The 722-nt window shown below is 42.5% G+C and carries 1 protein-coding gene and 1 pseudogene; one reads left to right on the top strand and one right to left on the bottom strand.

The genetic code is table 11. The annotated features are described in order from the left end of the window. Positions 1 to 84, top strand: a pseudogene (locus R7Z50_RS27160) (ribosome assembly RNA-binding protein YhbY); the annotation flags it as partial. 81 nt (positions 85 to 165) lie between these two features. On the opposite strand, the gene greA reads toward R7Z50_RS27160, so the two are convergent. Continuing rightward, entirely contained in the window at positions 166 to 639 is a 474-nt protein-coding gene (greA, locus tag R7Z50_RS27155) for a transcription elongation factor GreA (protein WP_005485311.1), read from the bottom strand. Positions 640 to 722: the final 83 nt, after the last annotated feature.

Raw genomic sequence — 722 nt, 5'->3', positions numbered from 1 at the left:
GCTGAAAAAGTTCAGACTATTGGTAAAGTGCTTGTGCTATACCGCCAGTCTGAAGAGCGTAAAATCGAAATTCCTCGTAAGTAATTCACTTACGTTGTTGAAGAAAAAGGTCGCCATTGGCGACCTTTTTTGCATTTAACAAATAGTGGGCATTCAAGATGCCACTTAGATGTATTCAACTCGGTCAATTTCGAAATCTTTCGCTCCACCAGGAGTCTGGATAGCAACCTCGTCGCCTTCCATCTTGCCGATCAAGCCACGAGCAATTGGAGAGCTCACTGAAATACGGCCAGCTTTAATATCAGCTTCATCGTCACCAACGATCTGATATGTCTTTTCTTCATCGGTATCGACATCAATCAAAGTCACCGTTGAACCAAAGATAACCTTGCCAGTGTTTTCCATTTTAGTTACATCAATTACTTGCGCAACAGATAGCTTATATTCAATGTCACGGATTTGCGCTTCACAAATACCCTGCTCTTCTCGAGCGGCATGATATTCAGCATTTTCCTTCAAATCACCTAGTTCTCGTGCTTCAGCAATCGCTTCTGAAATTTGAGGACGTAGCTTAAGTAGACGTTCTAGTTCTGTACGTAGCATTTGTTCGCCACGTAGTGTCATTGGAACTTTTTCCATTATGTAACCTCAAGCCCAAATGGGTCTTTGGACAATAAAAAGCCCACCCAGTCGTAGGACTAGGTAGTGCGGTTAAAGATGTA

The organism is Vibrio sp. 1249-1, assembly GCF_033340495.1.
This window is presented reverse-complemented; position numbering and strand designations above follow the sequence as displayed.

Bases quoted from the DNA above. Each gene is read 5' to 3' on its own strand.
- greA (WP_005485311.1), bottom strand. From the start codon at position 639: ATGGAAAAAGTTCCAATGACACTACGTGGCGAACAAATGCTACGTACA.